Below are 19,915 nucleotides of genomic sequence, written 5' to 3'. Positions count from 1 at the left end.
GCACCCAGCGCACCCCGGCCGTCGCCCTCCGGTATGCCGTCGACCTCGGCGTCGCCCCCGACCTCGCGGAGCGCAGCATCCGCGACGCCATGCCGCACATCCGCGGCACCGGCCGGCTCTGGCACGTGGCGGCACACGGCGCCTGACCCCGGGCGCACGAGGGATGATGGGCGGCATACGGGTCGAGGACGAGTCCGACCGGCCGGCGTCAAGAGGGCGTCAAGATCGGGGGGCGCCGCGCTAAGGAGGCGTCAAGATCGCCGTAGGGCAGCCCGGCGCGGTGCTGCGCTGGTCGGGTGAGCCTGCGCACCTCCCTCCCCAAGCGGCTCCTCGTCGGCACTCCCCTGCACAGCTCCAGGATGGGCGAGACACTCCTGCCGAAGAGGCTCGCCCTGCCCGTCTTCTGCAGCGACCCGCTGTCCTCGAACGCGTACGCCACCGAGGAGATCCTGCTCATGCTCAGCCTGGGCGGACTTTCCCTGCTCTACCTGGCGCCCTGGGTGGCTGGTGCGGTCGTCGTGCTGCTCGTCATCGTCGTCCTGTCCTACCGCCAGACCTGTCACGCGTATCCCAACGGCGGCGGCGCCTACGCGGTGAGCCGCGCCAACCTCGGCCGCAAGGCGGCGCTCGTGGCCGCCAGCGCCCTGCTCGTCGACTACGTGCTGACGGTGGCCGTGTCGGTCGCCGCGGGGGTGGCCAACATCGTCTCGGCCGTGCCCGCCCTCGAGCCGCACGCGGTGGGACTGTCGGCGGGCCTCGTCGCGCTGCTGGCGCTGATTAACCTGCGCGGCGTCAAGGAGTCCGGCAGCGTCTTCGCCGTGCCCACCTACGGGTTCGTGGTGCTGGTCTTCGGCATGCTCGCCGTGGGCCTGGCGCAGGTCGTCGGCGGTCACGCGCCCGTCGCGGAGTCCGCCGACCTAGGGCTGCGGGTGGACCAGACCCCGTCCGGGCTCTTGCTCGTCGCCCTCGTGCTGCGGGCGTTCGCCTCGGGGTGCACGGCGCTGACCGGCGTCGAGGCGGTGAGCAACGGCGTGCCCAACTTCAAGCCGCCCCAGAGCCGCAATGCCGCGGCGACATTGACGATCATGGGCGGCCTGACGATCGGGATGTTCGCCGGGATCACGGCCCTCGCCATGGTCGCCCAGGTGCATGTCGCAGCCGACCCGGCCCACCTCGTCGGCGCCCCGGCCGGCTACCGCCAACGGACCGTCATCGCGCAGATCTCCAGTGCCGTGTTCGGCAACAACACGGTCGGCTTCTTTGCCGTCCAGGCGTTCACGGCGGCCATCCTCGTGCTGGCGGCGAACACCGCCTTCAACGGCTTCCCGGTCCTCGCCTCGATCCTCGGCGAGGACGGCTACCTGCCTCGCCAGTTCGCCCGCCGTGGCGACCGGCTGGTGTTCTCCAACGGCATCGTCATCCTCGCCCTCCTCGCAGGCGGCCTGATCTGGACCTTCCACGCGAGCACCACCCGGCTCATCCAGCTCTACATCATCGGGGTGTTCGTCTCGTTCACCCTCAGCCAGGCCGGGATGGTCAAGCACTGGTGGGACCTGCTGCGTGGGCCGATCACCGCCAGGGAGCGCGGACGGATGTGGCGGGCCCTGTCCGTGAACGGGCTCGGCGCCGTCACCACCGGACTCGTCCTCGTCATCGTGCTCGTCACGAAGTTCACCCATGGCGCCTGGATCGTTGTCGTCACCATGCCCCTCGTCTTCGTCCTCATGACGGGGGTCCGTCGGCACTACGACGCGGTGAACGACGAGCTGCAGCCCGGGCCAGGCGGGGTCGTGCTGCCCAGCCGGGTCCACGCCATCGTCCTGGTCTCGAAGCTGCAGACACCTGCGTTGCGGGCCATCGCGTTCGCCCGCGCCGCGCGTCCGAGCACAGTGGTCGGCGTGACCGTGTCCACGAACCAGCACGAGACGGACGAGCTGACCCGTGCCTGGGTCGAGCGGGACATCCCGATGCCGCTGACGATCCTCAACTCCGCCTACCGCGACCTCACCCGCCCGGTGCTCGACTACATCGGCACCATCCGGTTGCAGAGCCCCCGGGACGTGGTGGCGGTGTACATCCCCGAGTATGTCGTCGGGCACTGGTGGGAGAACCTGCTGCACAACCACAGCGCGCTGCGCCTCAAGGCTCGGCTCCTGTTCGTGCCCGGCGTGATGGTCGTCAACGTGCCCTTCCAGCTCGGCTCGGCCGAGGCGGCGGAGGCCCGCACGCGCGCGCTGGAGAGGGCCACCGAGGGCGACCGGTCCGCAGCCCGTGTGGGACGCTGAGGGCGTGCACGAGCGAGCCCGGCCGCTGCGACGGCTGGTGCTGAGGCGGGAGCTGCCCGCGGGGCCGCCCGCAGGACCACCCCCGGGGCCGCTCGCGGGGCCGCCCGCAGGGCCGCCCGCGGGGCCGCCCGCGGGGCCGCCCGCGCCACGCCGCACCGCAGGGCCGCCCGCGGGGCTGCGCGTGCGACGCCGCGTCGCGGGCCTGTTGGCGACAGTGCTCGGCCTGCCGCTCCTCACCCTGGTCTTGGTGCCGCTGCGCGGTGCGCTGGCCGACGGCAGCGTCCTGCTCATCTACCTGCTCGCCGTCGTGGCGGTGGCCGTGATCGGCGGCCTCGTGCCGGCGCTGCTGGCGGCTGTGGCCTCGTTCCTGCTGGTGAACTGGTTCCTCACCCCGCCCTACTACACGCTCACGGTGGCGAGCCGCGATGCGGCGGTGGACCTCGTGGTCTTCGGCGTGGTCGGTGCCGTCGTGAGCGTGGCGGTCGAGCTGGGAGCACGCCACCGGGAGGCGGCCGCGCGCAACCGCTACGAGTCGGCCCTGATCTCCGAGCTTGGCTCCGCCCAGATCGGCGCGGTGCCCCTGACTGCGGTGCTCGAACGCGTGCGCACCCTGTTCGGCATGACCACGGTCCAGCTGCTCGATCCGTCATCCCCTCCGCGCGTTCTCGCCAGCGTGGGCCCGGACACCGCTGGGCCGCCGAGCCTGCAGGCGACCACGGCCATCGACGTGCAGCTCGCGGCCTACGGCCCGCAGGTCATCGCCGAGGACCGGCACCTCTTCGGCGTCCTCGCCGAGCTGGCCGCTCGGGCGTGGGAGGAGCAGGAGCTGGCCAGACGGGCGGCCCACGCCGAGCAGCTCGCCGAGACCGATCGGGTGCGCACGGGACTGCTGTCCGCCGTCGGGCACGACCTGCGCACCCCGTTGGCCGGCATCAAGGCCGCCGTCTCGAGCCTGCGCCAGCGGGACATCCCGTGGACCGAGCAGGATCGCGACGAGCTGCTGCAGACCGTCGAAGAGTCGACCGACCGCCTTACCGCGCTGATCGAGAACCTGCTGTCCATGAGCCGGCTCCAGGCGGGAGCCCTGTCGGTGCACGTGGAGCCGGTCGCGCTCGACGAGGTGGTCGCCCGGGCGCTGCTGCACGACGACCGCTGGGTGACGGTAGACGTCCCCGAGGATCTGCCGCTCGTCCGGGCCGACGCAGGGCTGCTCGAGCGGGTGGTCGCCAACCTCGTCGACAATGCACTGCGCCACGGCCCGGACGACAGACCCGTGGAGGTGCGGGCCCGGACCATGACCGGCGGCCCCGCCGGTCCGGCGCACGCGAGCGTCGTCGGGCTTTGCGTCGCCGACCACGGCCCCGGGATCCCGCCGGCCCAGTGGGACGCCATCTTCGCCCCCTTCCAGCGCCTCGGCGACCGGGACGCGAGCACCGGGGTCGGGCTGGGCCTGGCCATCGCCCGTGGCTTCACCGAGGCCATGGGTGGTTCGCTCATCCCCTCCGCGACGCCCGGCGGTGGCTTCACCATGACCGTGTCGCTGCCGGTGTCCCCGTGACCCGCCTGCTCATCGTCGAGGACGAGCCGCAGCTGCTCAGAGCGCTCAGCATCAACCTGCGCGCCCGGCGCTACGAGGTGGCCGGGGCCGCGAACGGCGCCAGTGCCCTGCGCATGGCCGCCGCCGCGCCCCCCGACCTGGTCATCCTCGACCTAGGTCTGCCCGACCTGGACGGCATCGAGGTCATCGCCGGCCTGCGTGGCTGGACGACCGTGCCCATCATCGTGCTCTCGGCCCGGGAGGGCCAAGGCGACAAGGTCGACGCCCTCGACGCCGGGGCCGACGACTACCTCACCAAGCCGTTCGGCATGGACGAGCTGCTTGCCCGCGTGCGAGCCGCGCTGCGCCGGTCGCAGCCCGGCGCCAGCACGCCCGTGGTCACTACGGCCAGCTTCACGCTGGACCTCGGGGCCAAGCGCGCGACCCGCGAGGGCACCGACGTCCGGCTCACCCCGACCGAGTGGCACCTGGTCGAGATCCTCGCCCGCAACCCAAGCCGGCTCGTCCCCGGCAGCCAGCTGTTGCGCGAGGTGTGGGGCCCGGGTCGCGAGAGCGACACCAACTACCTGCGCGTCTACCTCGCCCAGCTGCGGCGCAAGCTCGAGGCCGACCCGGCGCACCCACGCCACCTGATCACCGAGCCGGGCGTCGGGTATCGCTTCGAGCCCTGACGGGCAGCGCGTCGGACATCACGCGGTCCTCGCCTCCTCGACGTAGCGGCACAGCGCGTTGACGGCGCGCAGGTCCTCCGGGGTGTGCACCTCGGCGTCGAGCAGCAGCGGGCTGCCCACGACCGCGACGAGCGCCTTGGCCCGCGACACCGCGACGTTGAGCCGGTGGATGTCGTAGAGGAAGCCCACGCCTCGGGGCGCGGCGTCGGCGCTGGTGCTGCCGAGGGAGTAGACGACGACGGCGGCCTGCTGCCCCTGGAACTTGTCGACCGTCCCCACCCGCACGCCGTCGGGCAGCGCCCTGGTCAGGGCGGCGACGTGCGCGTTGTACGGCGCAACGACGAGGATGTCGGTGGTCGCCAGGCCCCGCGTCGCCCCTGAGGCATCCGTCCACTCCCCCGCGAGCAGGTCGTCGACGAGCCCCCGCACCACGTCCGCCTCCTCCTCACTGGCCTGCTCGACCGGCAACCGGTGGATGACCGGCACCCAGCGCTGGCCGGTGCCCGTCAGGCGTCCGGGCGCCCGCACCACGACGCGTGACAGGTCCTGCGTGTCGCTGGCGTCGGCCGAGCGGAGTCGGCCCTCGTAGGCCAGCTCGGACACGAACCGGGTGAGGGAGGGGTGCATGCGGTAGGTGTGGTCGAGGAACACCCCCCGGTCGGCCGGGATGACATCGTGCTCGCCGATGAGGTGCTCCAGCGCCGACACTCCCGCGCCGTGCGGGTGCACCGCCTTGGTCGGCTGCTGCAGCTGTTGGGGGTCGCCCAGCAGCACCAGCGACGTCGCGGCCTGCGACACGGCCACCGCGTTGGCCAGCGAGAACTGCCCGGCCTCGTCGACGATGAGGACGTCGACGGCGTCGGCGAGCTCCTCACGCGACCACAACCACGCCGTGCCACCGACGAGGTTGGCAGCCCCGCTGGTCAGCGCCTCCACGATCTCCTCGTTCCTAGCCACGGGGCGCACCAGCGCGGCCGGAACAGCAGCCGGGGGCCCACCAGCGCTGGTCGGGACCGCCTGCTCGGCCGTCGGCTCGGCCACCGGAGTCCCCCGATGGAGCGCAGGTCGGCCGACTTCGGCGAGGAGGTTGGCGATGACGGCGTGGGACAGGGCCGTGACACCGACCGTGAGCCCTTCATCGAGCAGCGCTCGGATCAGGGACGCGCCGGCGAAGGTCTTGCCGGCGCCAGGCGGGCCCTGCACGGCGAGAACCTCTCCGCGCAGCGTCGCCCCGACCCGGACGACCACGTCTGCGGGGGTCTCGCCATCGCGCGGAGCGAGCTGCTCTGCCGTGGGGACGGCGCGCGCGACGAGCCGGGTGCCCAGGTTGGAGCCGCCGGCGAGGAGCAGCTCCCCGGTGCGGGCGATGCTGTCCCGCATGACCTTGGTGTTGATCGGTCCCGGACCCTTGAGGCCTCGTGGTGCTGGGGGCGCGACCCGCTTGCCCATCTTGACGTCCACCCACCCCGCCACCGCGTCGAGGGCGATGACCTCACCGACACCCTTGTGGGTGTCGACGTCCTCGACCCGGATGCCCGGCTTGAGCTGACACTCCTGCGCCGGAAACGGGTAGCGCCAGATGATCGACTGCTTGACCTGCCCGATCTGCTCGGGAGCGCCCAGGCTGCCGATGGCGCCAGCGCTCTCGACCAGCTCGTCGTCGTCGAGCTCGCCGTAGTGGAAGTAGTCCCACCACTCCGGGCGATCCTCACGCCGGTGCCATCCGACACAGCCGGCGAGCAGCCGGGCCTGCGGAGTGGCGGCCTCGAGAAGGCGCTCTGCGAGGTCGATCTCGGCACTCTCGTCCTCGCCAATCTCCTCTGCCGGCTTGCCCGTCGCACGGGTGAGCAGGTGCCCGTCCGCGCCCAGCTCGTCCCGCCGCGCCTCCAGCCACTCGTGAAGGGCGAGCGTCGACTTGACGTCGTCGATGTTGTAGGACCGGATCGCGTCGAGGATCGACTGGTCGAGCTGGCCCTCCTCGCGCAGCGCGAGCCAGCGCTCGTACTCAACGACGGACGAAAGCCCGTCGGAGACGTCGGCGTCACCGGCCGGCCGGGTGCGGCCCCAGTAGAAGTCCTCAAGCTTCTTGATGGAGTAGGAGCCCTTGCTGACGCGCACCCCGTGGCGCACTACGGCGTAGAGGTCGACGAACCGCTCGCCACGCAGGAGCTGGTCGAGCTCGTGCTCCCGCTTGGCGTGCTGCCCGGTGAGCCGCTTGAGGGCCGTCGTCTCGTAGGGGGCGTAGTGGTAGACGTGCATGTCGGGGAACTTGTCCCACCGCTCGATGAGCCAGTCGAGGAGGTCGGCCGTCAGCCGAGCCTCCTCCTCGAAGGAATGGGCCCAGAACTCGACGAACTCCCCCTGCCGGGTCCAGATGCCCGCGAGGTACTCCCGGCCCGCCCCGCCCTCGGCCCATGGGTCGCCCTCGAAGTCGAGGTAGACGTCGCCCGGGTCGGGCTCTGGCAGCAGCTGCAGCCCGCGGCCGGGCTCGGGCGGCAGCAGCTCGTAGTGCGACCGCCCGGTCTCCCGCTCCCGCAGCTGCAGCCGGGCCTGCTGGTGCAGCCGGCGCCGCGCCGCCGTGCCGAGCACGCCGACGAGCGCCTCCTCGCTCGCCTGGGCGAGCGCCTGCAGCGTCGGGATTCCTGCGCCGCGAAGGGCGGCGCGGTGGTCGGCCCGCATGCCGGCGACCTGGAAGAGGTCGTCGCGCTCGGACCACTCGGCGGCGCACCGCTCCTTCCACCGGCACTGGGCGCAGTGCTGCACCCGCACCGCCTCGGTCGGCCGTGGGTCCTCGATCGCGTCGAGCAGCTCCGCGCGCCGGCGCCGGGCGTACGGCGCGACGTCGACGAGCCGCCAGGGGTGCTGTTCCTTGTCGCCGGTGACGACGACGAGGTGGGCGGGGGCGACGCCCTGCAGCGCCTCGAGGCGCGCGGCATACGTCGCCATCTGCAGCAGGGCAGGCACCTTGAGCCGACGGGCGAGCTTGGTGTCGGCGATGTCGTAGCTCCAGCCGCCGAGGTCGCTCGGGCGCTCCCGCCGCAGCAGGAAGTCAGCGAAGCCAACCCATGCGCCGTCGAAGAACGTCGCCTGGTAGACGACGTCGACGCCGCGGCGCATCGCGTCGAGGGTCGCGGCCTCGGCCGCGCGCCGGTCGAGGCCCAGCGCGGCGATGTCCTCGACGACGAGCCCCTGCTCGAGCAGCGACCGGAGATAGTCCCGCTCGTGCTCCAGTCCCTTGGCGAAGACGAGGTTGAGCGCGTCGTCGGCCGCGCCCGCCGGCGCTGCTCCCGTGTCGAGCGCTTGCAGGTCGAGCGTGGTGATGTGCGGGCAGGCGACGTGCTTGGTCAGGTCGGTCGGACTGAGCACGAGGTGGCCGTCGATGCGCTGCATGCCAAGGAGTATGCCGCCGGGCACCGACAGTGCCGTCCCGTCGTCCGCCGCGGCTCACCCCCCACCTCGAGTGGCCAGTTCCGTACAAGCCCCACCCCGACGCCCGAGCGAAAGTGGCCACTCGACGAGGACGGGGCCCGAGGCCGCGCCCCGACCCGAGCGAAAGTGGCCACTCGACGAGGACGGGCGGCCCGGCGGTTCAGGCCGGGGGGGTGAACCGGCCGTCCACGGCCGTCCACCCGCCGTCGACGAAGAGCTGGCTGCCGGTGACGAACGACGACGCGTCGGACGCGAGGTAGACGACCGCCCCGGCGAGCTCGTCGGCGTGCGACCAGCGGCCCAGGGCGCTCTTGCTCGCGTAGGCGTCGGACCACTCCGGGACGGCGCGGATCTGCGCGGTGAGCGGCGTGTCGACGACCCCGGGCGCGATGGCGTTGGCCCGCACCCCGGACGGGCCCAGCTCGACCGCGACCGCCCGCAGCAGCTGCACGAGCCCCGCCTTGGTCGCGGCATACACGCCCTGCCCCGGCTCGACGGTGACCGCGCGGATCGAGCTGAAGCCGATGATGCTGCCGCGGCCGCGCTCGGCCATGCCGCGCCCGAAGGCGCGCACGAGGTGGAACGAGGCCCGGAGGTTGAGCGAGACGACTCGGTCGAACTCCTCGGGCGTGTAGTCGAGGACCCGCTTGCGCACGTTGGTGGCCGCGGTGAAGACGAGGACGTCCACCGCCCCGAGCTCCTCGGCCGCCCTGGCCACCGCCGCCTGGTCGAGGACGTCGAGGCCGTATGCCGTCGTGCCGCCTCCGAGGGCCACGGTGTGCTCCGCGGCGGCGAGGTCGCGGTCGGCGCAGACGACGTCGGCTCCGTGGGCGGCGAGGGCGAGGGCGCTCTCGCGTCCGATGCCGCTGCCTGCGCCGACGACGACCGCGCGCCGGCCGTCGAGCCGGAAGAGGCTGGCGTAGTCGCGGACCGGGCTGGCCACGGGTCAGGCCCTCCTCGTGCGGGGGCGGATGACCGCCATCCGCGTCACGGTGAGCTCCTCGATGGCGAAGCGCGGGCCCTCGCGCCCGATCCCCGAGTCCTTGACGCCGCCGTAGGGCATGACGTCGGAGCGGAAGCCCGGCACCTCGTTGACGACCACCCCGCCCGCCTCGATGCGGTCGACGGCGTCGAAGGCCGTCTCCAGGGAGGCGGTGAAGACGCTCGCGTGCAGCCCGTAGCGGGACGCGTTGACCTGCTCGATCGCCTCGTCGACCGACGCGACCGACCGCACCGCGACGACCGGGCCGAAGACCTCCTCGTCCCACACGTCGCTGCCGGCCGGGACGTCGAGGACCACCGTCGGGGCGAGCACGCCGCCTTCGACCCGGCCGCCATGGACGAGCCGGGCGCCCCCGTCGACGGCGGCCTCGACCCACGCGGTGACCCGGTGGGTCGAGCGCTCGTCGATGAGTGCCGACACGCGGGTCGCCTCGTCGCGGGGGTCGCCCACGACCACCTGCCCCATCCGGTCGGCGAGCCTCTGGAGGAACGCCTCGCGGACGGTCTCGACGACGAGGACTCGCTGGACGCTGATGCAGGCCTGGCCGGAGGCGTAGTAGCCCCCCCGGACCACCGCGTCGGCGGCCGCGTCGAGGTCGGCGTCGCCCGCCACGACGAGGGCGGCGTTGGAGCCGAGCTCGAGGAGCACCTTGGTCGGCGCGGCGTCCCGGGCGATCCGGTGCCCGACTGCGGCCGATCCGGTGAAGGTCACCGCGCCGATCCGCCGGTCGGTCGTCAGGGCCACGCCCACGTCGACGCCGCCGGTGAGCAGCTGCACCGCCGCGCGCGGGGCGCCGGCCCGGGCGAGGGCCTCTCGCACCACCGAGACCAGCCACAGCGTCGCGAGCGGCGTCTGCGGGGCGGGCTTGATGATGACGGGGCACCCGGCGGCGAGGGCGGGCGCGAGCTTGTGCGCCGCGAGCAGGAGCGGGTAGTTGAAGCCCGCGATCCCGACGACGACCCCGATGGGTCTGCGGGTCCAGAAGCCGAGGAGGCCCTCCCCGCTGGGCAGCAGGTCGAGCGGCACGGTCTCCCCGTGCAGCCGGGCCACCTCCTCCGCCGCCGTGGTGAGGGTCAGCAGGGTGCGGTCGACCTCGACGCGGCAGTCGACGAGCGGCTTGCCCGTCTCGAGGACGAGCAGCTGCTCCAGGCCGTCGCGCTCTGCCGCGAGTGCGGCCTGAGCGCCGAGCAGCGCTGCTCGGCGCACGTGCGACGGCAGCCGGCCGACCTCGTCGCGCACCGCGAGCGCCTCCTCCACCGCGGTGTGGGCGAGCGGGACGTCACCGAGCGGGGCGTGCGCGACGAGCGACCCGGCATACGGGAAGCGGACGGGCGCGGTCGTGGCGACGGGCACCCACCCGTCGCCGACGGGCAGGCCGTCCGGATGGGCCGGCGCGTAGAGCGGCTCGACGCTCGTCTCGGTCATGGCTGTGTCCTTCCGGCCGCGGCGTCCCTGCCGACGAGGTCGGCGGTGCCGGCTCCCGCGAGCGCACGCCGCATGGTCGGCACCGCGCGCAGCAGCTGCTGCGTGTAGGGGTGGGTGGGGTGGCTGTAGACCTGCTCGGTCGGCCCGGTCTCGACGATCTCCCCGTCGCGCATGACGGCGACCCGGTCGCACACGTGACGCACCACGGACAGGTCGTGGGAGATGAAGACCAGGGTCAGGCCGAGGTCGGCGACGAGGTCCGTGATGAGATTGAGGACCTGTGCCCGCACCGACACGTCGAGGGCGCTGACGGGCTCGTCGGCCAGGAGGATGTCGGGCCGGGGGGCGAGGGCGCGGGCGATCGAGATGCGCTGCCGCTGCCCCCCGGAGAACTGGTGCGGGTAGCGCCCGGCGGCCTCCGGCGGGAGGCCCACGGCGTCGAGGAGCTCGGCGACTCGGCCGGCTCGGGCCGGGATTCGTTGGGCGACAAGGGGTTCGGCGACGATGTCCCGCACGCGCATGCGTGGGTCGAGTGATCCCATCGGGTCTTGGAAGACCAGCTGGAGCCGCTTGCGCAGGAAGCCGAGGCGGCGCTCCGGGAGGCCGGCGATGTCTCGCCCCTCGACGAGGATCGAGCCACTCGTGGGGCGGTCGAGGCCGGCGAGGAGCCGCACCAGCGTCGACTTCCCGCAGCCGGACTCCCCCACGACGCCGAAGCGCTCACCCTGCTCGACGTCGAAGCTGACGCCGCGCAGGGCGTGCACCACCGGGCCGGGACGCGTCAGCGAGGTGCGTGGCCGGCGGTAGTCGCGACGCAGGTCGCGCACGCGCAGCACCGCAGTCACACCTTCACCCCGGCCGGGTGGTGGCATGCGTAGCCACGCTCGGGCGTCTCGCCCGTCCACGGCGGCGCCTCGCGGCACACCGTCGTCGCGTGGGCGCAGCGGGTCCGAAAGACGCACCCGTCGGGGAAGCGGCCGGCCGCCGGCACCGAGCCCGGGATGGTCCGCAGCCGCCCCGGTGCGGCCAGCTCCTCCAGGTCGGAGGCCTCGAGCAGGCCTTGGGTGTAACGGTGCCGGGGGCGCCGGAAGACCTCCTCCACCGGGCCTGCCTCGACGATCCGGCCGCCGTACATCACGAGGACCCGTTCGCACACCGTCGCGACGACGGCGAGGTCGTGGGTGATGAAGAGGAGCGCGGCGTCGCGCGCGCTCACGCCGCGCACGATGAGGTCGAGCACGAGCGCCTGCACGGTGACGTCGAGCGCCGTCGTGGGCTCGTCGCAGACGAGCAGCTCGGGGTCGTTGGCGAGCGCGATCGCGAGGACGACGCGTTGGCGCTGCCCGCCCGAGAGCTGGTGCGGGAAGGCGCGCGCCGTGTCCGCCGGCGAGGGCAGCCCGACCGCGTCGAGCAGTGCCACGGCCGCCTGTCGGGCCTCGCCCCGGCCGCACCGTCGGTGGAGCACGATGGTCTCGGCGACCTGCTCGCCCACCCGCATCGTCGGGTTGAGGGCCGTCATGGGCTCCTGGAAGACCATCGCGACGTCACGCCCCCGCACCCGCGACATCGCGCGCTCGTTCGCGCCGACGATGTCGTGGTCCACGCCGGCCAGACGGATCGACCCCCGGGCGTGGAGGTCCTCGGGAAGCAGGCCGAGGACCGAGAGCCCGGTCAGCGACTTGCCGGACCCGGACTCGCCGATGAGCCCGACCCGCTCTCCGCGGCCCACACCGAACGTGACATCCGTGAGGAGCGTGAGCGGTCCGACGGAGACGCCGAGGCCCGCGACGTCGAGGACGCGGCTGCTGCTCACCGGCGGTCCTCGAGGCGAGGGTCGACGGTGTCACGCAGCCCGTCACCGAGCAGGTTGAAGCCGAGCACGGCCACGGCGATGGCGACGCCGGGGAAGACGGCGAGCCGAGGGGCGCTGAAGAGCAGCTCCTGGCTCTCCTGGAGCATCCGCCCCCACGACGGCGTGGGCGGCGGCGTGCCGTAGCCGAGGAAGGACAGCGCGGCCTCGGCGAGCACCGCGATGGCGAAGGACACGGAGGCCTGCACGATGACGAGGCTGCCCACGTTGGGCAGCACGTGGCGCCGGCCGATGGCAAAGGGCCCGCGCCCGGCCGCCCGTGCGGCGAGGACGTACTCGGTGCTCAGCACCTGCAGCGCCCCGCTGCGCACGAGCCGGACGAAGCTCGGCACCGAGGCGATGCCGATGGCGATCATCGCCACGAGGGTGCTGCCGCCGTAGACGGCGCTGAACATGATCGCGAGCAGGAGCGCGGGAAACGCGAGGAGCAGGTCGAGCCCGCGCAGCAGCAGCTCGCCGAGCCACCGGGGCGCCATCGCGGCCACGATGCCGAGCGGCACGCCCACGAGCCCGGCCACACCGACCGCGACGAAGCCGACGAAGAGGGTGGTCCGCGCGCCGACCAGGACCTGGCTGAAGACGTCGCGGCCGAACTTGTCCGTCCCGAGCAGGTGCGCGCCCGACGGCATCTGGAGCCGACTCGTCGCGTCGACGAAGGTCGGGTCGTAGGGCGTCCACACGAACGACACGAGCGCCATGGCGACGACGAGCACGACGAGGACGGCGCCCACGAGAAGGCTGCCGCTGCGGGAGCGCCGGCGCCGCCCGGGTGCCGGGGAGACGGCCGGTATGCCGCCGGGCAGGTCGGCCGGGGAGCCGGTCATCGGGCACGTGCCTGAAGTCTCGGGTCGATGACGAGGTAGAGCAGGTCGACGACGAAGTTGACGACCAGGACCGCGAGGACGAGGACCATGACGACGTCCTGGACGAGGATGAGGTCCCGGTTCGAGACGGCGTCGAGGAGCAGGCTGCCGAGGCCCGGGATCACGAAGACGCGCTCGACGACGACGGCGCCGATGAGCAGGGTGGCGAGCTGCAGGCCGAGCACGGTGACGACGGGGATGGCCGCGTTGCGCGCGCCGTGCCGGCGCAGGGCAGCCAGCTGCGAGAGGCCCTTCGCGCGGGCCGTGCGGATGTAGTCCTCGCGGAGCACGTCGAGGATCGCGCTGCGCACGTAGCGCGTGAGCACGGCCGCCTGGACGGTGCCGAGCGACAGCGCGGGCAGGGCGAGCTGCTTGAGAAACATGGCGGGGTCCTGCGCGGGTGGCGTCCACCCGTTCGCGGGCAGCCAGCGCAGCTGGACCGCGAACACCGTGATGAGCAGGATGCCGGCGAGGAAGGCCGGCACGGCCACCCCGACCTGCGACAGGGCCGACAGGATCAGCCCGCTGACGTGGCGGTGCCGCACGGCCATGATGGTGCCGAGCGGCAGCGCCACCGCGAGCGCGAGCACCATCGACGTGACGACGAGCCACAGAGTGACCTGCAGCCGGTCGGCGATCTGAGGGCCGATGTCCGCGTGCGAGACATAGGACTGGCCGAGGTCGAACCGGACGAGCCCGCCGAGCCACGAGAGGTACTGGACCGCCAGCGGGCGGTCGAGACCGAAGTCCCGGCGCATCGCGGCGACGGCCTCGTCGGACGCGTTCACCCCCAAGGCCACCCGCGCCGGGTCACCCGGCAGGACTGCCATGAAGGCGAACACGAGGACCGAGCTGGCGACGAGGCTCGCCGCCAGGATCAGGGTCCGCTGGGTGATGCGCAGGAGCATGCGGTGCGCCGTCGGCGAGCCGGTCAGGACCGGCCGAGCTCGCCGAGGTCGAAGGACTCGGCGATCGCGTTCTTGGGCAGCCCCGTGATGCCCTTGTCCGCGACGATGAGGTTGGGGATCAGGAAGAGCCAGTCTCCGGCGGCGTCCTCGGACAGCTCCCTGGCGGCCTTCTTCATGAGCGTCACCTGCTCCTCAGGCGTGCCTGCGTCGGCGGCCGCGAGGTCGGCCTGGAGCTGCGCGTTGTCGTAGCGGGTGTAGTACTTCGGGTTGCCGAAGACGGCGCCGAGGTCGCGCGGCTCGACGTGCGCGACGATCGACAGGTCGTAGTCGGCGTTCTTGAAGACCGTGGTCAGCCACGCCGCCGGGAACTCGAGCTGGTCGAGGGTGACCTTGAAGCCCACCTGCTCCAGCTGGCTCTTGACCACCTGGCCGCAGGACACGGCATACGGCAGGGTCGGGATCCGAAGCCGCAGAGGGGTGCTGGCCGTGCCGGACTCCTGCAGCAGCTGCTTGGCCTTTGCGGGGTCGTGCGGGTAGAGGCCCGTGAGGTCCTCGTACCACGGGTCGGTGGGCGGGACCATGCTGCCGATGAGGGTGCCCTTGCCGGCCCAGCACGTGTCGAGCAGCGCCTTGTGGTCGATGCCGTAGCGGATCGCCTTGCGGACCTTGAGGTCGTCGAGCGGCGGCCGTGAGTTGTTGAACGACAGGAGGACCTCGCCGTTCGTGGTGCCCTCGATGATCTGGTACTTGTCGTTGCCCTGGAACTGGGCCAGCGACTCGGGCGCCTGGACCGTGCCGATGACGTCGATCGTGCCGGTGAGCAGCGCGTTGTTGAGCGCGGTGGCGTCCTTGAAGTACTTGAGCGTGACCTTGTTGAAGTGCGGCCTCGTGCCCCAGTAGCCAGTGTTGGCGTTGAGCGTGATCGAGTCGCCGCGGTTCCACGTGCCGAGGGTGTAGGGACCGGTCCCGACGGGCTTCGTAGCGAGAGAGCTGACTCCGCCCTCGGTCATCATGGCGCCGACACGGCTCGTCATGCGGTAGAGCCAGCCGTTGCTCGGCTTGGCCAGGGTGACCTGCAGCTCGGTGTCGGACACGGCCTTCGCGTCGGTGACGACGTCCATCGCCGCCTTGAGGGAGATCGTCCAGTCCTTCTTGACCCGGTTGATGGAGAAGGCGGCGTCCTTGGCGGTGAAGGCGTGCCCGTCCGTGAACTTCGCGTTGCCCACGAGCTTGAAGGTGTAGGTCTTGCGGTCCGGCGACACGGTCCACGAGGTGGCGAGGGCCGGCTTGATGTCGCCGTTCTGGTCCAGCTTCACGAGCGTCTCGTAGACGTTGTAGAGGAGCGCCTGCGGGATCGCGGCCCCGTCGGTCGTCGTGAAGTCGAGGCTGGCCGGCTCGGCGACGAGGCCGATGGCGAGCGCGTCGCTCGAGCCGCCGCCCGACGCGCCACCGCTGGCCCCCCCGGACTTCCCCGTCGTCGTGGACCCCGCAGAGCAGGCGGCGACGAGCGTGGCGGCCATCGCAGCAGCCATCACTCCGACCAGACGGGTGGTTTTCACTGTGCCTCCAGGTGGTGCAGGACCGCGGTGGCCAGCTGCGTCGTGCGCGCCGTGCCGCCGAGGTCGGGGTGTCCTTGCCGGGGTGGAACCTAGCCCGAAACTCGAGCTGGTCTGACCAGTGACCTTTGCTGCGATGAGCGTTACCGTTTCGACTCTCACGCGGGATGTCAAGAGCCTGCTCGCAACTCGTCTCTCAAGGAGGACCTCGATGCCCGGGACATCGCGCGGCCTGGCCCGCCTCGGCGCGACCGAGCTCGTCGCGGCATACGAGCGCGGCGAGCTGTCGCCGGTCGAGGTGACCGCGGCGGTGACGGCGGTCATCGAGGCACGCGAGCCGGTGCTCAACGCGCTCTGGGCCACGGACCTCGACGCCGCCATGGACGCGGCCCGGGCGAGCGAGGCCCGCTGGCGCGCAGGCCGGCCGCTCGGACCGATCGACGGCGTGCCGGTCACGGTCAAGGAGAACCTCGCCCGGGCGGGGGTGCCGATGCAGTCCGGGTGCGCCGGAGTGAGCCCCACAGTGCCGCAACGGGACTCGCCGGTGGTCGAGCGCATCACCGAGGCGGGCGGCCTCATCCTCGGGTCCACCGTCATGCCCGACTGGGGCATGCTCTCGTCAGGCGTGTCGAGCCTGCACGGCATCACCCGCAGCCCCTGGGACCCCGCCCTGACGACGGGAGGGTCGAGCTCCGGCGCCGGCGCCGCCGCGGCCGCGGGCTACGGGCCCCTGCACGTGGGCACGGACATCGGCGGCTCCATCCGGCTGCCCGGCACGTGGCTCGGCCTCACGACGCTCAAGCCCTCGGCCGGTCGCGTGCCCCTCGACGCGCCCTACCTGGGCCGAGCCGCGGGCCCGATGGCCCGCAGCGCCCGCGATGCAGCGCTGCTCCTGGCAGTCATCAGCCGCCCCGACGTGCGCGACTGGACGAGCCTGCCGCCGGAGACCATCGACTTCGCGCTGCAGGACTGCCACGTCAGCGGGCTGCGGGTCGGGCTCCAGCTCGACGCAGGGTGCGGCCTGACCCTCGACCCCGAGGTGCGCGCTGCGGTCGAGCGGGCGGCCGAGGTCTTCGCTGCCGGCGGTGCGCGCGTCGAGCCGGTGGCGCCCTTCATCGACGAGGACATGCTCACGAGCCTCGACCTCTTCTGGCGGGTGCGGTCCTGGGTCGACTACGAGGCGCTCGCGCCGGACGCGCGTCAACGGGTGCTGCCCTTCGTCGCGCGGTGGTGCCAGGCCGGGCAGCACGTGTCTGGGCCGGAGGTCATGCGCTGCTACTCGCGGATCCTCAGCCTGCAGCAGGCGACGGTGGCGGCCACCGAGCCCTACGACCTCGTCCTGTCCCCCGTGGCGCCGATGGCGGCCTTCCCCGCCGAGTGGCCGATGCCCTTCGGCGACCGTGACCTCGGCATGGCGCACATCGGCTTCACGGCGCCGTACAACATGTCCGGTCAGCCGGCAGCCACGACCAACTGCGGCTTCACGCCCGACGGCCGGACCATCGGCGTGCAGATCTCCGGCCGGCGGTTCAACGACGTCGGGGTCCTGCGGGCAACCCAGTGGTTCGAGGAGCACCGCGAGCCGGCCCTGGCACCCGTGTGGCCGATCGTGCAACCGCACCAGGTCGAGGAACGAGCCGGCCGTGGATAGGGCCGTGGCCTTCGAGCACGTCCGCCCGGTCCGGCTCTACGAGCGGATCGTCGAGCAGGTCGAGGACGCCATCGTCCGTGGCGAGCTGCGGCCCGGCGAGCGCCTCCCGAGCGAGCGTGAGCTCGTGTCCCAGTTCGGCACGAGCCGGTCGACGGTCCGAGAGGCGCTGCGTGTCCTCGAGAGCAACGGCCTCGTGCGGTCGCGCCCCGGGGACCCCAACGGGCCCGAGGTGCTGCCCTTCACGTCGCGGGGGCTGACGAAGCAGTTGCGCCGGCTGGCACAGGCCGACGGCCTGGGGCTGGCCGAGCTGATCGCCTCGCGGATGATCCTCGACTCGTCCGCGAACCGGCTCGCCGCCCGCCTGCGCACCGAGGAGGAGCTGGGGACCATGGAGGCCGCCATCGACGCGATGCGGGCAGCGGTCGACGACGGCTACGCGGCGTTCGGCGAGGCCGACCTCGCCTTCCACGACGCGGTCGCGCAGGCGAGTCGCAACACCCTCATCCAGGTCTGCAACCTCGTGGTGCGCGACACCGTCCTGTCGCTCATCTCCGACAGGATCGCCCACGCGCGCAACGCCCGCGCCCTCATGCGCACCTCGCTTCGCCATCACGAGGGGGTGCTGACCGCAATTCGCGCCCGGGACGGCCGAGCCGCAGCGGAAGCGTCGCGGCGCAGCCTCTACGACTACTACGCCGGCTACGTCCCCGCCACCGACCGGGCCGCGCTCAAGGCCCTCCTCGAGGACTGATCGCCCGGCTCGCGCCCCAGCGGCACGGCATACGGGATGGTCTCGGGCGGTCCAAGATGCCAGCGAATGCTGGCGGATGCCAGCAAGGCGGCCCGCAGGCCGCCTTGGAGGTCATGCAACTCTGGTGAGGTCACCGGAGGATGCCGTTGCCGACGTGCCGGCCCCACCACTTCCCCACTCCCCACGTGTCCCCGGCGTAGGTCGCCGCGAGCACGATGATCGCGAGGGCCTCGATCCAGTGGGAGTCGAACAGCGGGTTGGTGAACTCCCCGGTCCTGCCGAGGGGGAACTCGACGAGGTACATGAGGAAGAGGAGCAGCGTGCCGGTGATGGCTGCCAGCTTGAGGCCGGCGCCGGCAAGCAGCGCCACGCCGATGCCGAGGAGGCCGGCCATGAAGAGCCAGTCGGCCCACGGGCCGGCGATGTTGTTGAAGAAGCTGCCGAACGGCCCCTCGGCGCCCTTCATGAAGCCCTGCGCGGGGGTGCCGCCGTCGAGCCAACCCTTGTCGGCGGCCGTCCGGTAGCCCAACCCGAACAGCTTGTCGAAGAAGGGCCACAGGAAGGTGAACCCCATGATGATGCGCAGGCCAGCGAGGAAGCGCCGCGCCACGGACGAGCGGACGACCTCCTCCTCGAAGGTCACGATGCCGGCCGTCACGTGCTTGATGTGACCGAGCGAGACATTCTCGGGGTGGATGGTGGCCATGATTCTCGTCCTTCCAGAACCTGGGTTCCGGCAGGCACTCCCTGTCGGTACTACATAGTGTAGTAGCCGCCTTGGGTGGCGGCGGTGTGATCTACGTCATCGGCTGGCGCCGGGGGTGCCTGTGGACAACCCCGGCACATCCGCTGCGGCTGCGGGAGGATCGTGAGACCGTGTCCGGCAAGGCCTGGGGCTGCAAAGTCCCCTGGCCCGAGGATGGGACAGACAGGGGCGCCGATGACTGTTCGTGGACTTGCCGGCACGTATGCCGCCGGGCTGGCCGCCGTGCTCACGCTGGCCGCCTGCTCGGGCCAGGCCACCGCCGAAGGGCCGCGCCCCGGCGCGACGGGGACGACCACCGCCACGTCAACCGCGACCTCGTCGAGGACCAGCCCCACGCCCTCCACGAGTCGGCCGACCGCGTCCGCGACGCCTCCGAGCACGGCCACCGTGGACCCGGTCCTCGCCCGCATCCCGCCAGCGGCGCGGCCCGAAACCATGGAAGGCGCCGCCGCCTACGCCGAGTTCTACATGCACCAGGTCAGCGCCGCCTTTAGGGCAGCTGACCCTGCGCCGCTGGACGGGCTGTCCAAGAGCTCATGCTCGATGTGCTCCGCCTTTGCACAGGGGGCACGTGATCTGCGAGCAGCTGGTCAGCACTATGGCGCAGATCTGGTCAACGTGCACTACGCGACGGCGATGGAGTTCTCCCCTTCCAAACGCCAGGTGTTCATTGACTTCGAACAGCAAGCCGTACCGGTGCTGAACGCAGCGGGGGCCAAGGTCGACACTACGCGTCACGCCAAATTGGCGTTCGTCGCCACCCTGTCCTATAAGAACCGTTGGTTCATTGACCGTCTGCAGAACACGCGATGAAAACGATGCAACGCCTATTCGCAGCGGGTGCTCTCGTGCTCCTGGCTAGTTTGATGCACCAGGTACCGGACGGCGCCGCGCTGGGTGAGGGATGTGCGCAGCTTGATGTTTGCCATGCCGATCAGGTCGCCGCGATCGCCGGGCTTATGTCGCGATCGCAGGTCGCTGCTCTCCCACGATTTCCGGATGATACCGGGGCCACTGTGGTCCCCGCTCGGGCGGGAAGCGCACCGGTGTACCAGTACATGTCACTTAACGACTGCTCCCAGGCGCGGCCAGGTGGCTCGATGCAGGACGTGTCCTGCATGCGCGCGCTGCGCAGTTGCCCTCCCGGCCAACTGGGCCCCCTGCTCCGGATCTGGCGCA

The 19,915-nt window shown here is 72.1% G+C and carries 15 protein-coding genes; 6 read left to right on the top strand and 9 right to left on the bottom strand.

What is annotated here, in order from left to right:
• The first annotated feature begins 296 nt into the window (after positions 1 to 296).
• From VFJ94_RS00285 to VFJ94_RS00275, 3 genes are all read left to right on the top strand, one after another.
• The gene (locus VFJ94_RS00285) at positions 297 to 2,285 is read left to right on the top strand and encodes an APC family permease (protein ID WP_325002165.1); all 1,989 of its coding nucleotides are present in this window, start codon (positions 297 to 299) and stop codon (positions 2,283 to 2,285) included.
• A 181-nt stretch (positions 2,286 to 2,466) separates the two neighbouring features.
• Positions 2,467 to 3,843: a sensor histidine kinase gene (locus tag VFJ94_RS00280; protein ID WP_325002164.1), complete on the top strand. Its 1,377-nt coding sequence runs from the start codon at positions 2,467 to 2,469 to the stop codon at positions 3,841 to 3,843.
• Positions 3,840 to 4,514 (top strand): response regulator, encoded by a 675-nt coding sequence (locus VFJ94_RS00275; protein ID WP_325002163.1) that lies wholly within the window; start codon positions 3,840 to 3,842, stop codon positions 4,512 to 4,514. The genes VFJ94_RS00280 and VFJ94_RS00275 overlap by 4 nt, the downstream gene beginning before the upstream one ends.
• 18 nt (positions 4,515 to 4,532) lie before the next feature.
• Here VFJ94_RS00275 and VFJ94_RS00270 read toward each other — a convergent pair whose 3' ends face one another.
• The 8 genes from VFJ94_RS00270 to VFJ94_RS00235 all read right to left on the bottom strand — a co-directional run bounded on the left by VFJ94_RS00270 (position 4,533) and on the right by VFJ94_RS00235 (position 15,544).
• Positions 4,533 to 7,904: a TM0106 family RecB-like putative nuclease gene (locus VFJ94_RS00270; protein WP_325002162.1), complete on the bottom strand. Its 3,372-nt coding sequence runs from the start codon at positions 7,902 to 7,904 to the stop codon at positions 4,533 to 4,535.
• Positions 7,905 to 8,103: 199 nt separating this feature from the next.
• Positions 8,104 to 8,886 carry an SDR family NAD(P)-dependent oxidoreductase gene (locus VFJ94_RS00265; RefSeq protein ID WP_325002161.1) on the bottom strand — a complete coding sequence of 261 codons (783 nt, stop codon included), beginning with the start codon at positions 8,884 to 8,886 and terminating at the stop codon, positions 8,104 to 8,106.
• Between the two features lie 3 nt (positions 8,887 to 8,889).
• Positions 8,890 to 10,371: an aldehyde dehydrogenase family protein gene (locus VFJ94_RS00260; protein WP_325002160.1), complete on the bottom strand. Its 1,482-nt coding sequence runs from the start codon at positions 10,369 to 10,371 to the stop codon at positions 8,890 to 8,892.
• A complete protein-coding gene (locus VFJ94_RS00255; RefSeq protein WP_325002159.1) occupies positions 10,368 to 11,216 on the bottom strand; it encodes an ATP-binding cassette domain-containing protein in 849 nt (282 codons plus the stop codon). The genes VFJ94_RS00260 and VFJ94_RS00255 overlap by 4 nt, the downstream gene beginning before the upstream one ends.
• On the bottom strand, positions 11,213 to 12,184 hold the full coding sequence (locus tag VFJ94_RS00250) for an ABC transporter ATP-binding protein (RefSeq protein WP_325002158.1): 972 nt from the start codon (positions 12,182 to 12,184) through the stop codon (positions 11,213 to 11,215). The genes VFJ94_RS00255 and VFJ94_RS00250 overlap by 4 nt, the downstream gene beginning before the upstream one ends.
• Positions 12,181 to 13,065 (bottom strand): ABC transporter permease, encoded by an 885-nt coding sequence (locus VFJ94_RS00245; RefSeq protein ID WP_325002157.1) that lies wholly within the window; start codon positions 13,063 to 13,065, stop codon positions 12,181 to 12,183. The genes VFJ94_RS00250 and VFJ94_RS00245 overlap by 4 nt, the downstream gene beginning before the upstream one ends.
• Positions 13,062 to 14,012, bottom strand: coding sequence for an ABC transporter permease (locus VFJ94_RS00240; RefSeq protein WP_325002156.1), 951 nt, complete (start codon positions 14,010 to 14,012; stop codon positions 13,062 to 13,064). The genes VFJ94_RS00245 and VFJ94_RS00240 overlap by 4 nt, the downstream gene beginning before the upstream one ends.
• Before the next feature lie 23 nt (positions 14,013 to 14,035).
• Positions 14,036 to 15,544 (bottom strand): ABC transporter substrate-binding protein, encoded by a 1,509-nt coding sequence (locus VFJ94_RS00235; protein ID WP_325002155.1) that lies wholly within the window; start codon positions 15,542 to 15,544, stop codon positions 14,036 to 14,038.
• A 235-nt stretch (positions 15,545 to 15,779) separates the two neighbouring features.
• Here VFJ94_RS00235 and VFJ94_RS00230 point away from each other — a divergent pair, with 235 nt between their 5' ends.
• Together VFJ94_RS00230 and VFJ94_RS00225 are read left to right on the top strand one after the other, a co-directional pair.
• Positions 15,780 to 17,219 (top strand): amidase, encoded by a 1,440-nt coding sequence (locus tag VFJ94_RS00230; protein ID WP_325002154.1) that lies wholly within the window; start codon positions 15,780 to 15,782, stop codon positions 17,217 to 17,219.
• The gene (locus VFJ94_RS00225) at positions 17,212 to 17,970 is read left to right on the top strand and encodes a FadR/GntR family transcriptional regulator (protein ID WP_325002153.1); all 759 of its coding nucleotides are present in this window, start codon (positions 17,212 to 17,214) and stop codon (positions 17,968 to 17,970) included. Before VFJ94_RS00230 ends, VFJ94_RS00225 begins: the two co-directional genes overlap by 8 nt.
• 130 nt (positions 17,971 to 18,100) lie before the next feature.
• Here the strand turns inward: VFJ94_RS00225 and VFJ94_RS00220 are convergent, their stop codons facing one another.
• Positions 18,101 to 18,676, bottom strand: a complete 576-nt coding sequence (locus VFJ94_RS00220) for a DoxX family protein (protein WP_325002152.1) — start codon at positions 18,674 to 18,676, stop codon at positions 18,101 to 18,103.
• 234 nt (positions 18,677 to 18,910) lie between these two features.
• Here VFJ94_RS00220 and VFJ94_RS00215 point away from each other — a divergent pair, with 234 nt between their 5' ends.
• Entirely contained in the window at positions 18,911 to 19,549 is a 639-nt protein-coding gene (locus tag VFJ94_RS00215) for a DUF6318 family protein (RefSeq protein WP_325002151.1), read from the top strand.
• Positions 19,550 to 19,915 lie beyond the last annotated feature (366 nt).

The sequence above is a fragment of the Intrasporangium sp. genome, assembly GCF_035688975.1.
GTDB lineage: Bacteria > Actinomycetota > Actinomycetes > Actinomycetales > Dermatophilaceae > CALMNV01.
Note: the sequence above shows the minus strand (reverse complement) of the source record. Positions and strands in the feature narration are given on the sequence as shown.